This is a genomic window from Mesorhizobium sp. WSM4810 (genome assembly GCF_055811235.1).
This window is the reverse complement of sequence record NZ_JBVVQV010000046.1, coordinates 14244-31835: the sequence shown is the minus strand read 5'-3', so window position 1 is coordinate 31835 and position 17592 is coordinate 14244. Positions and strand designations below refer to the sequence as shown.

General features: G+C 58.0%; 14 protein-coding genes and 2 pseudogenes. 4 read left to right on the top strand and 12 right to left on the bottom strand.

What is annotated here, in order from left to right; genetic code table 11:
* Both AC0L3O_RS33810 and AC0L3O_RS33805 read left to right on the top strand, forming a co-directional pair.
* On the top strand, positions 1-313 hold a 313-nt coding region (locus tag AC0L3O_RS33810; RefSeq protein WP_473617917.1), incomplete at its 5' end, for a hypothetical protein.
* 649 nt (positions 314-962) lie between these two features.
* Positions 963-1873: pseudogene (locus tag AC0L3O_RS33805) on the top strand (IS110 family transposase); the annotation flags it as partial.
* Positions 1874-2777: 904 nt separating this feature from the next.
* Here the strand turns inward: AC0L3O_RS33805 and AC0L3O_RS33800 are convergent.
* Together AC0L3O_RS33800 and AC0L3O_RS33795 are read right to left on the bottom strand one after the other, a co-directional pair.
* Positions 2778-3641: pseudogene (locus AC0L3O_RS33800) on the bottom strand (SIS domain-containing protein); the annotation flags it as partial.
* Between the two features lie 405 nt (positions 3642-4046).
* Positions 4047-4268 (bottom strand): helix-turn-helix domain-containing protein, encoded by a 222-nt coding sequence (locus tag AC0L3O_RS33795; RefSeq protein ID WP_473617916.1) that lies wholly within the window; start codon positions 4266-4268, stop codon positions 4047-4049.
* A 125-nt stretch (positions 4269-4393) separates the two neighbouring features.
* Here AC0L3O_RS33795 and AC0L3O_RS33790 point away from each other — a divergent pair, with 125 nt between their 5' ends.
* Positions 4394-4645: a DNA -binding domain-containing protein gene (locus AC0L3O_RS33790; RefSeq protein WP_473617915.1), complete on the top strand. Its 252-nt coding sequence runs from the start codon at positions 4394-4396 to the stop codon at positions 4643-4645.
* A gap of 683 nt (positions 4646-5328) precedes the next feature.
* Here AC0L3O_RS33790 and AC0L3O_RS33785 read toward each other — a convergent pair.
* From AC0L3O_RS33785 to AC0L3O_RS33775, 3 genes are all read right to left on the bottom strand, one after another.
* Positions 5329-5481: a hypothetical protein gene (locus AC0L3O_RS33785; RefSeq protein WP_473617913.1), complete on the bottom strand. Its 153-nt coding sequence runs from the start codon at positions 5479-5481 to the stop codon at positions 5329-5331.
* A 427-nt stretch (positions 5482-5908) separates the two neighbouring features.
* The gene (locus tag AC0L3O_RS33780; RefSeq protein ID WP_473617912.1) at positions 5909-6634 is read right to left on the bottom strand and encodes a helix-turn-helix transcriptional regulator; all 726 of its coding nucleotides are present in this window, start codon (positions 6632-6634) and stop codon (positions 5909-5911) included.
* Between the two features lie 546 nt (positions 6635-7180).
* Positions 7181-8587: an aminotransferase gene (locus AC0L3O_RS33775; RefSeq protein ID WP_473617911.1), complete on the bottom strand. Its 1407-nt coding sequence runs from the start codon at positions 8585-8587 to the stop codon at positions 7181-7183.
* Between the two features lie 100 nt (positions 8588-8687).
* On the opposite strand from AC0L3O_RS33775, the gene AC0L3O_RS33770 reads away from it, so the two are divergent.
* Positions 8688-8939, top strand: a complete 252-nt coding sequence (locus AC0L3O_RS33770; protein WP_473617909.1) for a hypothetical protein — start codon at positions 8688-8690, stop codon at positions 8937-8939.
* 209 nt (positions 8940-9148) lie between these two features.
* On the opposite strand, the gene AC0L3O_RS33765 is transcribed toward AC0L3O_RS33770, so the two are convergent.
* The 7 genes from AC0L3O_RS33765 to AC0L3O_RS33735 all read right to left on the bottom strand — a co-directional run bounded on the left by AC0L3O_RS33765 (position 9149) and on the right by AC0L3O_RS33735 (position 17448).
* Complete coding sequence (locus AC0L3O_RS33765; protein WP_473617908.1) at positions 9149-9646, bottom strand: Lrp/AsnC family transcriptional regulator; 498 nt, start codon at positions 9644-9646, stop codon at positions 9149-9151.
* A gap of 70 nt (positions 9647-9716) precedes the next feature.
* Positions 9717-11261, bottom strand: coding sequence for a fumarate hydratase (locus AC0L3O_RS33760; protein ID WP_473617907.1), 1545 nt, complete (start codon positions 11259-11261; stop codon positions 9717-9719).
* A gap of 6 nt (positions 11262-11267) precedes the next feature.
* Positions 11268-12701: an NAD-dependent succinate-semialdehyde dehydrogenase gene (locus AC0L3O_RS33755; RefSeq protein ID WP_473617919.1), complete on the bottom strand. Its 1434-nt coding sequence runs from the start codon at positions 12699-12701 to the stop codon at positions 11268-11270.
* A gap of 188 nt (positions 12702-12889) precedes the next feature.
* Complete coding sequence (locus AC0L3O_RS33750) at positions 12890-13816, bottom strand: LysR family transcriptional regulator (RefSeq protein ID WP_473617906.1); 927 nt, start codon at positions 13814-13816, stop codon at positions 12890-12892.
* 163 nt (positions 13817-13979) lie between these two features.
* The gene (locus AC0L3O_RS33745; RefSeq protein ID WP_473617904.1) at positions 13980-14894 is read right to left on the bottom strand and encodes an HpcH/HpaI aldolase/citrate lyase family protein; all 915 of its coding nucleotides are present in this window, start codon (positions 14892-14894) and stop codon (positions 13980-13982) included.
* 133 nt (positions 14895-15027) lie between these two features.
* Positions 15028-16179, bottom strand: a complete 1152-nt coding sequence (locus AC0L3O_RS33740; RefSeq protein WP_473617903.1) for a CaiB/BaiF CoA transferase family protein — start codon at positions 16177-16179, stop codon at positions 15028-15030.
* 15 nt (positions 16180-16194) lie between these two features.
* Entirely contained in the window at positions 16195-17448 is a 1254-nt protein-coding gene (locus AC0L3O_RS33735; RefSeq protein ID WP_473617902.1) for a methylaspartate ammonia-lyase, read from the bottom strand.
* Positions 17449-17592: the final 144 nt, after the last annotated feature.

Below are 17592 nucleotides of genomic sequence, written 5' to 3'. Positions count from 1 at the left end.
TGATGATCTGATCGAGCCTGGAGCGGAACAGATCCTGCTCTCCCGTCTCGCGCTTCTCGCGTGGCTTGGACATTCGCAGTCCCCTCGATTCGCCGCCGCCGAATCGAGTGAATCACGCTCCGCAGCACAAGGGAATCGCAAAACCGAATTGCAGGAAAACAGCGCTCATAAACCGCGAATCCTGCAATTCCAAAGCCGCTATCCGTCTCAATCAACATGCCAGATCAATGGCTTGCGGATAGTTCACGGTCGACGAGATAGAACCAACAACCCCGTAACCAGGATCAAGGGCAAGCGCCACGGCCGCCTGTGAACGACGAAGCAGAACATTTCGAGTCTGCCCTGTCTGTGGCCTCACGTTCGACAAGCGAAACCGTGGCGAGGTGCTGCATCATTATCTTCCCGAACATGAGCCGTTGAAGCTCGATGGATAATATAGAGCTATGACACCTCCTACTCGGGCGAGAGATACATCTCCGCCGCCTTAGCGGCAGCCACGAAAGTCTTGCGGACCAGATGCGAGTCAATCGGATCGCCCTCCAGCGCTGACAGGCAAAGCGTCCACGTCTTTTGCCAGCGAGGTCCTCTCCGGGTCAGGCGGAATACCCCCTCCTCCTCGGCAGCAGCCAGGAATGCCTTCCGGGCCTCCTCAGCTTCCAACTTGTCGGCAATCACAGCAATGCAACGCGCAGCGCCAGGTTCCACTCGGGGCCGCGCTTAGTGCATGCCGCTCAAGCTCCTCCTGACGCTCCGCCGCTAAAGCAGCAAGCTTCGGCGGCAAAGGTTACCTAGCTGCTTGCGCAACTTCCGACGTTTATCTTCCGAACTGATCAATTCTCGGAAGGAACGATTATCCCTATCTCGGGTCGCTATAACGGTTCGCCTTTTACGCAACTCATTTGGTTGCTGAAGGGTTCCCCGAAGCGGCCGAGTAAGTTGCCGCTCTTGAACAGGATAACACGATCGTCGCCGTCATCGAAATGAGCAAGGCGAAGTGGCTGATTGCCACGCTTGTTCCGGGTTTCAAGCGCCAGCCGCTGAAGAAGATTGATGCCGACGCGCCATCATTGTTGAAGCTGCTGCAGCGCTGGCGCAAAGAAGCCGGCCAAGCCGAGCATACGATCAAGCGGATCGCCGTCGCCTATGAGGCGGCCTGCGACGGCTTTTGGCTGGCGCGCTGGCTGCAGGCGCGCGACATCGAGGCCTATGCCATCCACCCTGCCAGCGTTGCGGTGTCGCGTGAGCACCGGCGTGCCAAGACAGATCGGCTCGACACGGAGCTTTTGATGCGCGCCTTTCTCGGCTGGCTGCGTAGCGAGAAGCGCCATTGCAGTATGGCGGCGATTCCGACGGTCGAAGAAGAGGACGCGCGGCGGCCGAACCGCGAGCGGCAGACCTTGGTCGGTGAGCAGACGCGGCTCATCAACCGCATCAAGGCGATTCTCACCCGCTTCGGCGTTCGCAACTTCCGCTTGAGCCTGCGCGATGCGGCCGACAGGCTCATGGCCATCCGCATAGCGGAGGGAACGCCGCTGCCGGACAATACCCGCGCCGAGTTGCACCGCTTGCTTGAGCGGCTCGACTCCTGCGTGCGCAGATCCGCACCATCGAGGGCGACCGCCTGCGTAGGCTCGCCGCGGCTCCGGCTGCACCAGAAGGCCCGCATGCGATGGTGCGCCTCATCGCACGGGTCATCGGCGTCGGTGTCGAGACGGCGGACATGCTGGTCCACGAGATCCTGTCGCGCGGATTGCGTGATCGCCGCGCGGTGGCGCGCTATGCCGGGCTCACGGGGTCGCCCGACGAGAGCGGCAAACGCCGGCGCGAGAAGGGGCTGGCACGTGCCGGCAGTGCCCGCGTGCGACATGGCATGACTACCGCCACATCACATGGACGATCTGCGCCACGTAGGAAAATCGTGCGCCATGCCGGTCCCCAGACCTGCCGTCGCTCATCCGCATGTTGCCGTGATCATCGGCCCGAGCCAGGCAGGAAAAACGACACTAGCCCGACAGTCCCATAACGCCGGCGAATTGAGCGCTGCGCGTGCCGATCTTTTCGGCTTTTCAGAGGGATCGAACGGGCTGGCACGACGAAGTCCAGCGTGAGCCAGAGCTCATGCTGGCGATCCGGGGCAGGTTCGGCCAACATCACACCGTACCCACAGCCACTGACTCTCTTGGCGGCAGAATGGCGACACCTTCGCATCATCATGCCACTTTGCGAGGCCCTGCGCCCAAAGCAGCCGACCTCAATGGTGCTGGTCCTAAGGCCTGAATTGGACTGCTTACCCTCCGGGACGATGACTTCACCCGGTTGACGGGATGCTGCGGCCAGCAATCCTTGTTGACGTCAGTCTGCCAGACGTCAATCGGCAGGGTCAAGGCCGCTCGTGGCGACTTCAGGCGGGCGGACACCAAGTCAGCGGCAACCCGACTTCGCTGATGTTTTCGGTGATCGCGAACACCGCTTCTATTTTTGGATCGATCTGGTTAAATCGCAGGGGATTAACGTTACACCCGCACGGGGCGCGTTTATCGAGCCCACGTAGCGCATGCAATACGCATAGGTGCCAGCAAGTCAAGCCCTCCGCTGAAATAGACTTCGATGGGCCACCCACAAAGTCGGTATCGGTAGCGCAATAATATCCACCGGCTGCGGGCCTCGATCTGGATCTCGTTGAGGTCGAGATGCCGGCGATGCGCGCTTCGTCCGGTCGAAGGTGTGTTTCCAGTAGAAGGGCGCCACCTCTGAGCGCGTTAACATCACTCGACAGTAACTGATTTTGCGAGATTGCGCGGCTGGTCCACATCTGTGCCCATGAAGACCGCGCGGGCCCGGGCGGCGCCGATGGCAAATGCGGCAAGAACGGCAAGCTGGCAGGTGAACGCCTTGGTGGAGGCGACGCCGATCTCAGGGCCGGCAAGGATCGGGAAGACCGCGTCGGCCTCCGAGCGATGCTCGATTCCGGGGTATTGACGACGGCGCCAATTCTCAGCCCAAGCCCCTTACAGTACCTCAGTGATGCCAGCGTGTCGGCGGTTTCGCCAGACTGCGAAATGAAAAGAGCAGCATGGGCGACAACGGGATCTCGCGGTAGCGAAATTCGGACGCAACGTCGATTTCGCCGCCATGATGCTCGACGGATGATCCTCGAAAAGGATGGCGAGCGCGTAGGCGCCCTTACGCGCTTTAGCATGGCATGCATCGCTTCGCCCCGCCCCAAGCCCTACTGGCGGTGTCGCGCCAAGAGATGCGCGATGACCTCGGTGTCGGTGTCGGTCTGGAACTCGGCTCCCGCCCCCGCCAATTCCTCCTTCAGCTCGGCAAAATTCTCGATGATGCCTTTATGAACGACGGCCACACCGTCAGTGAAGTGCGGGTGCGCATTGCGTTCGGTCGGCGCCCCGTGGGTTGCCCCAGCGCGTGTGGGCGATGCCGATGGTGCCGTTCAGCGGCTCTGCCTTCAGTCTCGTCTCAAGATTGACGAGCTTGCCCTCGGCGCGCCGGCGCTGCAAGGCGCCCTCGGTGATCGTCGCAACGCCGGCGCAATCATGGCCGCGATATTCCAGACGCTTCAACGCGTCGACCAACCGTTCCGACACGGGCAGTTGCCCAACGATACCGACAATCCCGCACATGCCGTCTCCGAACTCATTCCGGCAGCCTTGTCGACGTAGTAATCACGACGAGGAATACCCAACGCGCTGTATTTCAGGATCCTCTAATGGGATCTGGGTAGGTCGGTAAAATCGATTGTCGGAATAACAATCATCCACCCGACGAATGGCATTCCACCAGAGTTGCGGATGCGACAAGAGGCCCGGCTCTGACTGTGATGGCTTGACAAGGTTTTGCGCTTCCGGCCCGGCAGGGACCTGCCGCGGTTATCCGGGCATGACCAAATTCATTTCGATCCAAATGCAAGCCTTCAGCAATCTAGGGTAGGTGAGGCCGCCCTCTCTTGCGCGCCACTATCAGCTGTTCCGGCAGCCGGCGTTGGCGTGCTGATAGAAGGCGATTTCGACAATCCGAGACGGGCTGGATCACCTTTGCTGCCGTGACGGCGTAATAAGCTCACAAGGATTAACGTTAAATGCTTTTGACAGCCGGCCCAGCACACTAACGCTTGCGGAAACCCGGCCACGCTCGATCGAGCCCACATAGCGCATGCTCAGCTCTGCGCGGGCAGCCAATTCTTCTTGCGTCAGGTCCTGATCATGCCGCAAACGACGCATGTTGATCGCCATGATCTCCTTAAGATCCATGGCGAAGTAGGGCCAGAACCGGAACTTTCGCTCTAGGAACGATAGTTCCTATTCGCTATGTTGAGACAACAAAGAGATGTCTTGCCAATCGATGAAGACAAACCCCGAACCGGTACAAGGGTCCCATGAAACCCAACATTCAAGACGAAGTCCCGTGGTCGGAAAGCATGACCGCTTACGACAACGAACATTTCACGATCTACATGAGGCTCCTGGACGCGTCCGCCGACGATGCCAGCGAAGAGGAGATGGCGATGCTCGTCCTCGGCATAGATCCGGTGGGAGAACCTGACCGCGCCCTAAAAGCGGTTCGCAGCCATCTCAATCGGGCGAATTGGATGGTTAGGACCGGATACAAGGAACTGTTCACGCGCTGACAGTATCCAGGTGAGCCTTGCAACCACTTTCGGGCGATGAAATCTCGATCTCTAGGATCCATGAGGATGTGAACACGGCACACGGCGCGGCGGATGCAATCGCGAAGGTAGCTGCGCGGATCGTGCAATGGGTGCATTACCGCCCCAACAAGGCCGCTGCGGTTCCACGGTGCGAGGCATTCCGAGCGAACCGTCGAGCGCCTGGAGGACAAAGCGCAGTTCGCTGACGCGTGAGTCGGGGGAAACAGGATGTCTGGAGTTGTCCAGTCGCGCGCGTCCAACCGCTGCCTCATCCGATCGGCGGGCCAGACCGCGTCGACCCGAACGCGATTATCGGATTGATAAGCCAATTAAATAAGGGCGAATGGGTCAAGAGACCCATACTGCAAAGGGTCTTACGGCCTTGAATTAGACATGCCCATGGATGCCGGGATAGCGCCCTATGTGCACGTCTTACGCCGGGCGGGTACAACACCTCGGAATCGTGCGAAGGGGGCAGCGGGCATCTGTTCCCAGAGCCGGCCGTTCGATTTTGGAGAAGGCGGAATGCCTCAGAATTTTCGCGATATTGGCGGCCTATGGCTGCCTTTCTATCGTTGCGGCGTATCTGGACCGTCGATTACCAGGGACTCACTGGGCCTCTTTGGGAGATCGTTTTCCCAAAAAGGCCCAGTCTTAGATGGCTACAGGCGCTTGCAATGTTCGCACTTCGGCAAGCCACCGGTGCCGGACACCCGGTTCTCAGTTTCGATGTTGTTGCCTTCCCTGCACTGGTTGTTGTCGTGGTGAACGTCCGTGCCGGGACGTTTTGAATGGAAAGCGGGAACTTTAGACATTTTAGACTCCGATTTTGTTTTGTTTTAACGAATCAATATTTATCACGGATGGCCTTCTGAGTCATTTTAATTCGATATCACAGTAGTAATTTTCATTGAGCTAAAGGTGTTCACTGCAATGCTTTCCCTCTGTTGCCTCTAGCTAGCCGATCGCTAAAGAGAGATCAGAGGCAAATACAGTCCAAACCTCCGCTCGGCGGGGTTTTATATTTCAGTCCTTGGACTCCCGCTTTTGGCGTACCCAGTTCCTTTATCTGGTCGTTCGTTAGCTTCGGCGCACGGGGCGGAGCGATCTTGTTCACCACGGCTTCGTTAAGCGGCGTCTGACCGGTCGGTCTTTAGTTTGCGTGCTGCCCTAAATTTTCATCTGCGCCTTCTTCGTCGGACCTCAATGCATACACATGTGGATCAAAGAGAGTTCAGGTCCTCAGAGAATCGATGATCGTGAGGAGGCAAGCAGCGTCACGGCCTGATTTTTGGTGCGCACGCCGAGCTTCTTCTTGGCATTGTCTAAATGGAAGGCGGCCGTTCGTTCCTTGATCCCCAAGATGCTGCCGATCTCCCAAGCGGACTTGCCCTTTGCCGTCCATTGCAGGCACTCGTACTCACGAGGCGTTAGCGAAACGCCGTCCACCGCCAGACAACCCGAAAGCTTGCGGCGAACGCCAATGTGAAAGCACATCGCCATTATCTCGAGCGCTTGTTCATATCGCTCGGCGACGCGCAGGAAGGTCGGATCGAGCCTGTCTGCCGCGAAGGTCATCGCAGCAACTCCGCCGCGGCGATCGACCAGTGGAATTGTCAGTCCGCAGCAGATGCCGAATTCGGCAGCCTCATTGAAAAGCTGTCGTTGTCGCTTTGAAATGCCGGCATGGCCGAAACCTGGTCCCCACCGAAAAGGAAATCCGGTGTATCTTGCCCATCTTATGACCGGGTCGATCCTCTCATATTGGTGGCGCAAATAGTGCGACGTCCAGCCGGAATGATAGTTCGATATCAGCCTGGGCTTTGTGACGCCATCAGGCACCAGAGACAGATAGGCGAATGCGCGAATGTCGAAGGCACCGGCTGCGTTAGCCAGTGCGTCACGCAAATCCACTTGATCAACGCTCAAAGACATCTGTTCCAGCAAAGTTTCGAAGACGAGCTGCATTTTCTCCGGCTGTTTTCAATCAATCTGGGGCCTTCTTGCTTCTGACCAGCTACGAGGAAAGGAAACTCGCCCCGAGATATTCGACGCTGGAGAAATTCTCCGCGATGATTGCTCCCCCGACACCATGAGAAGGGTGTGTGCGCGACCTCCACGCCGGCTGTCGTCAACCGTGCGTCGGGAGCTGCGATGGTGGGGGGGGGTTGCCATGGCGTAATAGAAATGCAGATGACCTCCTTCTCAAATTCTCGATCGCGCACGCGCTACAAACACCGGGTCAAAAATGGCACCCTGCCGGTAGGGAGGTCACCGGCAGGGTGCGCCGCACAGATGCCCTGGTCGTTGGGCAACAGGACAGCGGCGGCAGAACTGATTTTCCCCATCAAAGTAATCCTAAGCATGCTCGAGATCAGACGCCTTGAACGTCAGCAGTTTCGGTCGGCCATTACGTCCAGACATCAAAGCGTCTGGTCTCAGGGAGAGTTTGTCATCGCTCGAACCACCGATTTTCGTCGAACTCGGGGCTCGCTGTCGTTGACGCTCGCAAGCTCATAGCGCGCCCTCGACCTTCAGCGCGCGATAGGTCGTATCGACCGACTTTGCTGTCGCGTCGACAATGATGTCGATCTCTTTTCGGGTAATGATCAGAGGTGGCGCATAGCCGAGGATGTCGCCATGCGGCATGGCCCGTCCGATGACCCCATTCTCAAACAGAGCAGCTGCAGTGCGCACCCCGACCTGAAGTTCGGGTTCGAATGGTATTCTTTGTTTTGGGTCCCGCATCATCTCTACGGCGGACAGGATACCCACTCCGCGAACTTCGCCAACGATGGGATGTCCCTCCAGCTCGGCCTTCATCCGGCCTTGCCAATACGGTCCGACATCGCGGACATGCTCCAAAATATTCTTTTCTTTAAGCAGTCGAATATTGGCGAGCGCGGCTGCAGCACAAAGCGTGTGCCCCGAATATGTCCAGCCATGGCCGAGTGCGCCGTGCTTCTCAGTTCCTCGTTCCAAAACCGACCAGACGCGGTCGCCAATGATTGACCCGGAGATGGGGAGGTAGGCGGAACTCAACCCCTTGGCGATGGTCACGAAATCCGGACGCATGTTATACAGGTGTGAACCGAACTTCTCGCCCGTTCGCGCGAAGCCGCAGACCACTTCATCGGCGATCAGAAGGACATCGTATTTGTCGAGTACCGCTTGAATGGCCGTCCAGTACCCTGTGGGGGGCGGAACGATACCGCCGGTCCCAAGAATCGGCTCTCCGATAAAAGCTGCAACCGTCTCCGGGCCTTCTGCGAGGATCAGGGCTTCAAGCTCATCGGCACAGCGCCTGGAGAACGCTTCCTCACTTTCCCCGTCATGCGCCTGCCTATAATGGTGCGGGGTCGTCGTATGGCGCACCAAATCCAGAGGCAGGTCGAAGAAATTGTGAAAGAAGGGAAGGCCCGTCAGGCTACCCGTGACCAACCCAGATCCGTGATAGCCACGATTTCGCGAGATGATCTTTTTCTTTTCGGGCCGGCCAAGGATGTTATTATAGTACCAGACCAGCTTGATGTTGGTTTCGTTGGCATCGGAACCGGACAGGCCGAAATAGACCCTTCGCATGTTCTGACCGAAATACTCGACCACGGCCTCTGCCAGAAGGGCGACCGGCTCCGTACCTTGGCTGGCATAGACATGCGCGAACGGCAATTCGTGTGCTTGCCTGGCAATGGCCTCGGCGATTTCCGTGCATCCATACCCCATGTTGACGCAGTAGAGCCCTCCGAAACCGTCGAGGCTCCTTCGGCCTTCGGTATCCCAGATATAGACCCCTTCCGCACCGGCCATAATCCTATTTGGCGTCTCGCCTCGGCTGTGCTTGGCCAGGTGCGTAGAAGGATGGAAGACAAAGGTTCTATCCTTCTCCCGCAGTTGCTCGGTTCCCAGATTGCTCGAGCGCATGTCCCCTCCTCGCGATACAATGGCAGAGGCACTAGGCCGGCCAGCTCATCAGCAAAAGTATACCGGAAACACCTCTCGAATTTCGCGGGAATGCATGTTTTTGGCCGACGAATTCGCGGAAGAAGCATCAGTTACCGTGGAAACCAAGCTTGGGCATGCCTTTTTGACAACGAGCGGACGCCGTCCTCCTGAGACAAGTAACCAAAACCTGCTCGACATCAGCGAGGAATGCGCCGCCGTAAGCCACAACGAGACTTTTGCACCTACTGCCGTGCCTAAGTGGCCGGTCGTCCAGAAGTCCGGGATCATTGCACGTCGACCGCTCACGGTCCATGCCGCTCCAACCATCTAGCCCAGTATGATGGCTGCATGCTGCACGCATGATGCGGATCGAAACCGGAACCACGTCGGCTGACGCAGATCGCCCGCGGCGTGGCGTAGCTGGCGGAATTGGTCGCCGTGCTCTCCGGCATGGGGCTGGACTGATCAGCGCACCGTCGGCAGGCTGATCAGGAATTCGCGGAATGGAGATCCAGTACCGTGGAAACCAAGCTTGGGAGTTTACCGTTGCCGCAGTGAAGCCAAGGGGATCGGCGCATTGGATTTCACAGGTTTGGTCACGACAAGGCTGTAGTATTGATCAATCCCCAGGCCTGCCTGCAGCAATCCCTCCATGAAACCCTGATAGGCAGCCATGGAAAGAGTTGCGACGCGCATCAGATAGTCGACCCTCCCGCCGATTGCCCAGCAATCCAGGATTTCCGGAAATTCTTGGACGGCAAGCTCGAAGTGTCTTTGGTCCTCAAGGCGATGACGATCCAGCACCACCTCCACCATTACAAAGACCATGCCACCGATGAGGGCTGGACTCAGCCGCGCGTAGAATCCCTCAATAATTCCTTCGGCCTCGAGCGCACGGAGCCGATCTGAGCAGGCCGAGGCAGAAAGATGAACGCGCTTCGCAAGCTCGCTTTTTGAAATCCTGCCGTCTGACTGGATCGCTGAAAGAATCCGAATATCCCAAGCGTCGAGGCGCACAGGATTGGGTTTTGCCTTCATGAGACTTCTGCTCTAATGCCGTTGTCGACATGGGATTGATGCAAACCACCGGTACTGGGCCAGGAACGGCTCAAACCCCAATATTTCGTGCGATGCTGTCCGCCGCCATGCGCTTGCGCCACTCAAGAGGGCCTGAATTGTGAATGGAGTTTCCCTCAACATCGACGGCCATAGTGACGGGCATGTCCTGCACCTCAAATTCATAGACCGCTTCCATGCCCAGATCTTCAAAGGCAATCAGCCGCGCCGCCTTGATCGATTTTGATATCAGGTAGGCGGCCCCACCCACTGCGATGAGATAGGGCGTTTTGTGTCTCACAATCGACCCGATGGCCGCCGGCCCCCTCTCCGCTTTGCCCACCATTGCGAAAAGCCCGGTTTCGGCGAGCACCTTTTCCATAAAATCGTCCAAGCGGCTCGAGGTTGTCGGGCCAGCCGGTCCAACGACCTCATCTCTCACCGCGCGGATGGGTCCAACGTAATAAATCACGCGTCCCTGCAGATTGAACGGAAGCGGCTTGCCGGCGTCGATCAACTCTACGATTCGCTTGTGGGCGGCGTCACGGCCTGTCAGCATCTTTCCGGACAGAAGGAGAGTTTCCCCGCAGCGCCACGATGCCGTCAATTCCTTGGTCAACGCATCGAGGTTGACTCTTCGCACGCCGGCTGGACTCAGTTCGTCGGTTTCAATATCTGGCCATTCGCGCAAGTCGGGCGGCTGAAGCCTGATGGGTCCAGAGCCGTCCAAGGTAAACTTCAGGTGCCGGTTGGCAGCGCATTGTGGGATGAGCGCCACGGGCTTGGACGCGGCGTGAGTAGGATAGGTCGCAATCTTGACGTCAACAACTGTCGTCAGACCCCCAAGGCCTTGGGCGCCGATGCCAAGTGCATTAATCCGTTCATAAAGCTCGATCCGTAATGCCTCCTCGGCGCTTGAAGGCCCCTTGACGATCAATTCCGCCATATCGATGGGCTGGTTCATGGCCTCCTTGGCCAGCAGCATCGCCTTTTCAGCGCTACCACCGATGCCAACGGAGATCAGGCCGGGTGGACACCACCCACTGCCAAGCGTGGAGACTGTGTCAACCACCCAATCGGAAACGGACCCGCTGGGGTTCAAGGTGGTAAAGCGTGCCTTGTTCTCTGACCCGCCGCCTTTTGCGGCAATGGTGATCTCAATCTGGTTACCTTGCACAAGGTCAACGTGGACGACGGCCGGCGTGTTGTCACGGGTGTTGACCCGTCCGGCGAGCGGATCGGCAACGATCGATGCCCGAAGGGGATTGTCAGGGTCGAGATATGCCTGACGGACGCCCTCATTCACGAGCTCTGCGAAACTGACTGTTGACTTGATGCGGGCGTCCATGCCGACTTTTGCGAAGACCACCACAAGTCCGGTGTCCTGGCAGATCGGCCGCCGCCCGAAGGCCGCCATGCGGGAGTTCAGCAGAATCTGCCCGATGGCATTCTTCGCCGCCGGGCTCTGTTCGCGCGCGTATGCTTGCGAAAGAGAGCGGATATAATCTGGAGGATGATAGTACGAGATGTACTGAAGGGCGTCGGCCACGCTCCTTGTGATGTCCTTGCCAACGATGTTCCGTGTTCTACTTCCCACCGGATCTCATCCAAATGAGCTGAGGCCGTTGACCATTTTCAGGATCTGGAAGCTCCGCACCCCCTGCTCGCCTCCTTCATATCCATAGCCGCTCTGCTTGATGCCGCCATAAGGCGCATCCGCGGAAACCCCTTTCAGGTAATTCACACTGACAGCGCCCGCAGAAAGACCTTTGGTAAGCTTCTGTTGCGCATCAGCAGCGCCAGTGAACAAGTAGGCGGCCAGTCCGTACTCGGTAGCGTTGGCTTCCTCGATCGCCTCCTCGAGTGTGTCGAACGGCGCCACGGTGAGAATCGGCCCGAACGGCTCTTCATGCAGCACTCTCGCTTCCTTCGGCACGCCAGTCAGGATGGTTGGCGGCCAGTAGAAGCCCGGTCGATTGAGCCGGGTGCCACCGGTTTCGATGCGGGCGCCGCGTTCGACCGCATCCTTGGTCAGGCGCTGCATGGCTTCGATTCGCCGCGCGTTCGCCATCGGACCCATGTCCGTTGCAGCGTCGTCTGGTAGCCCGATCCTGATCTTGCGAGCCGCATCCGTCATCCGGGACAAGAATTCTTTATAGAGAGACCGAGCGACAAGAATCCTGCTGGGCGCATTGCAGCTCTGGCCCGCGCACTCGAACTTGTATTCCGAAATAGCCGGTACGGCCTTTGCCAAGTCGGCATCCTCGCAAACAATAACCGGGGAGTGCCCACCGAGTTCAAGGATGCAGCGCTGCAAATTGTTCGCTGCGAGCGTGGCCAGCTGTTTTCCAACCGCGGTTGAACCCGTGAAAGTCAAGACCTTCACGATTGGCGAACTGAGCAGATGCCGCGATATATGCACCGGCACACCGAAGACCAGATTGACCACGCCCTCTGGGATGCCTGCTTGGCGCAACGATTCAACGATATGGACCCCCACGCTCGGGGTCTCTTCAGCCCCTTTGAGGATCACCGGGCAGCCTGCCGCCAGCGCTGGAGCGAGCTTGCGGGCGATGAGAACGGCCGGATAGTTCCACGGCGTAAAGGCAGCAACGACGCCAAGGGGCTCGGGGGCGATCATCCGGTTCGGGCCCATCGGAATAGGGGCCGAGAGCTCTTCGGCGTGCGTGCCGTTCCATTCCAGTGTTTCGACGGCGCGCGCGTACTCGCCTGTCGCTTCGGCAATCGTCTTTCCCTGTTCGGCCGACAGGTCCCTGGCCGCTGCTTCAATCTTCGTTGCCAAAATTCTTGCGGCTACTACCAGGATTTCGGCACGTTCTTTTGCAGGCCGTGAAGACCAAGCCTTGCGGCTGCGTTCTGCCGAAGCGAGGGCCTCATCCAGATCCGACACCGTCGCCGAGGCCACCGAGGCAAATGCCTTCTCTGTCGCCGGATTAATCACCGGCAATGTCGCTCTGCTACCACCGGCTCGCCATTTGCCGTTTATGAAGAGCTCGTTGCTCCTAGCGTCGGACATGCGCGCTCCACTGCTCTGAATTGCCAGGCGAGCGCCTTTCGATGTCGAAACCGCTGAACTCTCGCCTGAGGCAGTTTCATCGCGGCGGTCGTGGCGGGTCAAATATCGATTAGTGCCGAAATCCATCTGGAATCCAGATCGATCTAATCCGATGGCAAAAAAGGTCGTGTTTTATAGAACGACGGCTGTCAGGCCGCGTCAGGGACGGATGCTGCCCAGCGGCGGCTCTCTATTAACTCTCTGGCGACCTTCGGAATGAGCTTGCGTATCGCGGAAACGGCCGCAGAACGCTCATCTTTCGGATTTACAGCAAGCACAACCGAGCGGGTAATCACCGGATCGACGATCTTGACCGTCCGGACCAGCCCTTGAGAGGCTTCTTTCTGGACCGCAGACGGGGCGAGAATAGAATGGGCTTTCCCCTCTATGACCATGTTGATGATCGTTGAAAGCGAATCCACTTCAAACTTGACGTCCAGCGCGCAACCGTGTTGTGCGACGACGTCAGCCACAGAACGCCTGACATTGTTGTTGCGCATGGGAACAGCCAGCGGGAATGCATGCAGGTCAGCCAGAGATATCGCATCTTCGAAGGGTGGCTCACCTGACGGGACCACCAGGCAAAGGTTTTCGCGCGCTAGCACCGTCATTCGCCCTACACTGTCCGCGGTGCGGTAGAGAACCGCCAGATTGAAGCGTCCAGCAGCCATCCACTCCTCCAGCGGTCCAGTCATACCCTCGACCATCTTGAGGGACACCTTGGGCAGTTCGTTTCTTACCGACTCAAGCAGCGGGCCGCTTAGGACTCGAGCAGCTCCAGACGGAATGCCAATAGTCACCTCCCCCGCCGGGGAAGCAGTTGTGTTGGTCAATTCCATCTCGGTAAGTCGAATTTCCCTGAGAATCGCCCGCGCCCGATCGAGGAGTTTGGCTCCCGATGCCGTGACACTCACGCCGGTCCTGTCGCGTATTAGCAACTGGGTGCCGAAACCTTCCTCCAGTTGACGCACATGTAGGCTCAACGCACTCTGGGCGACATTGAGGAAGCCGGCTGCTTTCGTAAAACTGCCTGCTTCAACCACGCCGACGAAGTATCTTAACTGCCTGATTTCCACGGGTGCTCTTCCGAGGGCCAACTCCAATTTGTGTAATCTATCTCGAAATGCGATGGCGCGACAGCAATAATTGTGCCACGCTGCAGAGACCCTCGGGCGAGGCAATTGGAGGGCCGTGGCTTTCTTGAGATGTCTCGTCTGGTCTCATCAGTTGGCGAAGGTCTCAAACGTCCAGCTCGGCTTGCTGGTCCAAGGCGATGATTTCGCGAGCCCTTCGAATGACCGGTGCATCGACCATCTTTCCGTCCAAGGCGAAAGCACCTCTGCCATGCGCCGCGGCATCGTTTTCCCCCGCGAGGACGCGACGGGCCCACTCGAGTTCTTGTGTGCTTGGCGAGAAAGCCTCATTGAATATGGCCACTTGTGTTGGATGGATCGCCAAAGCTCCAACAAAGCCAAGCCGCCGCGCACGCGTCGCGGCTTCACGAAGTTTATCACTATCGGAAAACTCGCCGATGCTCCCGACGAAGCCCAGCGGGAGCAAGCCGGCCGCACGGGCGGCAAACAAAACAGAAAGGTTCGGAGCCAACAGAAGGTCCAACTCAGGGGAGCCGCCGACAGCGGCACTGAAGTCTTCGGGACCGAGCGCCATTGCGACCATCCTGGGATGCGCCACCGCAATGGCCGCGAGCCTTTGCAAGGCGCCTGGGGTCTCGATCTGGGCAAGGAACCGGATGCGTCCCAGCGGAAGATTTCTTTCCCCTTCAAGTTCTGAAACGGCATTCGCGATCTCTAGAACCCACTCGGCCGAATCCGTCTTCGGAAGAACAAGTGCATCGACGCCTGCCATGACGGCTGCATCGAGATCGGCCGCCAGCGCGCGGAAACCACGATTCACGCGGACCAAAACAGAGGTGCGCTCGCCCGCGACCTTTGCCACGGATTTAGAAAGTTGTCGCCGTGCCTCACCCTTTAGATCCTGAGGAACGGAATCCTCCAAGTCGAGAATGACGCCATCTGCACCCCGCTTGCGCGCCGTCTCCACATATCGCGGAACGTGAGCGGGAACGAAAAGCAGGGATCTCCAGCGGGGTGCAGACATCTCGCTTCCAATGGCCGCCCAGCTGTCCTTGATCATGAAGTCCCCTCTGCGCCCGGTTTTTGCGAGGGCGGTGCCAGTGAATACTGTTGGCGGCCGATACGCTGAGATGACCGGAGGGACACAGGCTCTTTGGAAATCGCGTGCGCACTCACCTTGCCGGGACGCGCACTCATGCTGATGCGGCTCTGTCGCGCAGAAGCCCGCGGACCTCCTCGCGAACAGCCTGGGTATGAGCGCCAAGAGCCGGAACTGGGCGTAGCGAGGGCTGCTCATAGTTGAAAATTGCCGCCGGCGCGATCGTCTCGACGCTTCCTTCAGGCGTGCCAATCTCGACTCTACGGACATGTGGGTGTTTTGAAACATCCGCCACTTCGCTCAGTCGGCCATATGCGAGTCCGGCCGCCTCAAGCTCCTGCATGGCTTCGTGGCAGGATAGTTCAGAGAACCGACGTTCAATAATCTTATCAAGTTGCGCACGGTGACTGAGGCGCTCCATATTATCGGCAAAACCAAGTGCGCGTGTAAGTTCCGGCTGCTTTAGAAACTTCTCGCAAAAATTCACCCATTCGCGGTCATTCTGAACCGAAAAGATGACGTCCTTGCCATCGGCACAACGATAGGCGCCATATGGCGCCAGTGATGGGTGTTTCACACCGGCGCGTTCCGTGTGGTAGTCGCTATAGTCGTTTTGCAGAACCGGAACATTCATCCAGTCAGCGACAGCATCGAACAGTGACACCTGAATGCCGGTCCCTTCGCCGGTGACCTCGCGGTGATACATTGCCTGAAGAATGGCGCTGTGCGCTGTCATGCCCGCTGAGATGTCACAGACCGAGACCCCGACACGCGCGGGCCCTTGTTGGTTGCCGGTGATCGCACATAGCCCTGTTTCGGCCTGGACGATGAGATCATAGGCCTTCAAGTGTGAATAAGGGCCTTTGTGACCGAAACCCGAGATGTCACAGGTTATCAGGCGCGGAAATCGGCGACGCAGGTCAGCAGACCCGAAACCTAGTTTTTCGATGCTGCCCGGCTTCAGATTCTGGATAAAGACGTCAGCAGCGGCAATGAGCGTGTCGAGGACCTCGCGGTCCGCCTCTAACCTCAGGTCCAGACACACCGATTCCTTACCCCGATTAAGCCAGACGAAGTAAGCACTTTGCCCTCGGACCAACTTGTCGTAGCTGCGGGAAAAGTCCCCCTCGGGCCGTTCGATCTTGATCACCCGGGCACCGGCATCCGCGAGCCGAGACGACGCGTAAGGCGCGGCCACGGCCTGCTCCACGGCTACGACAGTGATCCCCTCAAGAGAGTTCTGCATGCGACACCGCGCCTCTCATCCAACGTTTTTGACTCGAACTCGACGACGGTTCAGCATCGCCAGCAATCGGTTCTGCTCGTTCCCGACGATGGAATATGCCTCGTCGACACCCATTCCGGGCTTCGCAAGCATCATGTCGGCCTGGGTTGCCACCGATACGTGGACAGAAGCCTGGGCGGAGAGATCTGTCTCGGTACAGCTTCCTCCAACATATGCCCCTACCCCATTCTCCCTGCAGATGAGAACGGCGCGCGCCGTATCGGCAATTGAGCCGAGATCGGGCGTCTTGATTTGGACCAGATGCGTCGCTTTGGCTTCTGCAAAGAGCCGAACATCCTCGAGCGTATTGCATCTCTCATCCACGACAATGCGTGCGCCGGAACCCCGGTTGTCCAAAATTGATACGATCTTGGCGTAGTTCTCAATTTGAGCTTGCGTCGAACCAAAATCCGCCGGGGACTCGATGTTGAGCAAGAAATCCGGGACGGTATCTGCAACCTTGCAGATAAAGTCGGCAATGCTTTGCGGCTCCAGGCCGATTTCCTGGCCGATCCAGCCGTACACATCGAAATGAAGCACCGGATGATACCCCGGGCGGCCGAGTTGGCGCGTGCGCATTGCAACCCACTTGACGAAGTCAAGGAAAGTCTGGCCGCCTTGGCCGAATTTCTGCCGTGAGTTGATCAGGCCGTGGGGGAGCACATCCACCGCCTTCAAAATCATCTTGTCGACATTGATTTCGCGAGCGTCACCGCTTTGGCAATAAATCGGGACCTTACGTATTGGCAGTGTTAGGTTGAATTCACTACAAACTATCTCCGCCATTGTCTTACGGTGAAGATGGGCTGCAGCGCGAAGAAGCGATTGGCTGACGCCATACTCAATCGCGAGAGGTAGCCGCTTGTTTTCGAAGAGTTCGAAAACTTTCGCGCAGGCATCAAGATAGCGAGACGCATCGACATCAAGAAGCCGTGGCGTCACAACGCGCGACGTCAAATCCGAGATTTGAGTGATTTCAAACACAGGATCGCGCCCGCCAGCACCAGAGTACTGCACGTTCATCATGTCGCCCCAAACAACGGTTTCGTCGGCGAGCATCAGCCCGATGCTGAGCGAAGATGCTGGAATGCGAATGGAATTGAACCCAGGCGTTGTCGGTTTGCCGACATAGATGAAGCCGTCCTGGGTTGCGCCCGAGACAATGGCAGCTTGATCATCATAGAAGAATGCGCCGTTGCCAGGCGCAAGGAGGACGTCTTTGATCTGCACTTAGTTTTCTAGCTTTCCGCGAACTATGTCGACATCACGATTGCAGTACGAACTGCTGCTCGTCTAAGTATGCGCCATATGGCGTCCAGATCGCCAATATAATCTCCCGGATGGCGCCATCGCATTTCCAGATGGCCGGCGGCT

Bases quoted from the DNA above. Each gene is read 5' to 3' on its own strand.
- AC0L3O_RS33765 (WP_473617908.1), bottom strand. From the start codon at position 9,646: ATGAAGGCAAAACCCAATCCTGTGCGCCTCGACGCTTGGGATATTCGG.
- AC0L3O_RS33785 (WP_473617913.1), bottom strand. From the start codon at position 5,481: ATGTCTAAAGTTCCCGCTTTCCATTCAAAACGTCCCGGCACGGACGTT.
- AC0L3O_RS33780 (WP_473617912.1), bottom strand. From the start codon at position 6,634: ATGCAGCTCGTCTTCGAAACTTTGCTGGAACAGATGTCTTTGAGCGTT.
- AC0L3O_RS33745 (WP_473617904.1), bottom strand. From the start codon at position 14,894: ATGATCAAGGACAGCTGGGCGGCCATTGGAAGCGAGATGTCTGCACCC.
- AC0L3O_RS33755 (WP_473617919.1), bottom strand. From the start codon at position 12,701: ATGTCCGACGCTAGGAGCAACGAGCTCTTCATAAACGGCAAATGGCGA.
- AC0L3O_RS33790 (WP_473617915.1), top strand. From the start codon at position 4,394: ATGAAACCCAACATTCAAGACGAAGTCCCGTGGTCGGAAAGCATGACC.
- AC0L3O_RS33740 (WP_473617903.1), bottom strand. From the start codon at position 16,179: ATGCAGAACTCTCTTGAGGGGATCACTGTCGTAGCCGTGGAGCAGGCC.
- AC0L3O_RS33795 (WP_473617916.1), bottom strand. From the start codon at position 4,268: ATGGATCTTAAGGAGATCATGGCGATCAACATGCGTCGTTTGCGGCAT.
- AC0L3O_RS33775 (WP_473617911.1), bottom strand. From the start codon at position 8,587: ATGCGCTCGAGCAATCTGGGAACCGAGCAACTGCGGGAGAAGGATAGA.